The organism is Cupriavidus sp. 05N39 (assembly GCF_056397325.1).
The window spans coordinates 1-497 of the sequence record NZ_JBFTNE010000297.1; the positions used below are offsets into that span (position 1 = coordinate 1).

Sequence of the window (497 nt, forward strand, 5' to 3'; positions counted from 1 at the left end):
GCCACAGCCTGCGCACCCGGGGGCGCGCTGTCCAGCCGGCGCAGCACCTGCAACGGTGATCGCGGATCGGTTACGCCGTGCGCGGCGCCATCTTCCACAGCAACGCGCGGAACGGCGCCAGCAGGAACACGCCGATGGCCAGCTTCACCGCCAGGTCGCCGGCGGCCCAGCTCACCCACGGCAGGCTGGAACCGGCGAACGCGATGCTCCAGAAGATCGTCGTGTCCAGCGTGGCGCTGCAGGTGGTGGCCACCATCGGCGCACGCCACCAATGCCCCCGGCGCAGCCGGTCGAACACGGTGATGTCCAGCAGCTGGGCGGCGATGAAGGCCAGGCACGAGGCGACCGCGATGCGCGGCGTGGCGATCCAGATCGACAACAGCACCGCCAGCGCAAAGCCGGCCCACGCCACCTTGCGCGCGGCCTGCGGCCCGAAGCGGCGGTTGATCAGGTTGCTCACCAGGAACGCCACCGGGTAGCTGAAGGCACCCCAGGTC

At 71.0% G+C, this 497-nt stretch carries 1 protein-coding gene; it reads right to left on the reverse strand.

Translation table 11 applies throughout. From position 1 onward, the window contains the following. Positions 1-70 precede the first annotated feature (70 nt). The coding region (locus AC1DN0_RS41385) for a queuosine precursor transporter (protein WP_477146651.1) at positions 71-497 on the reverse strand (427 nt) is incomplete at its 5' end.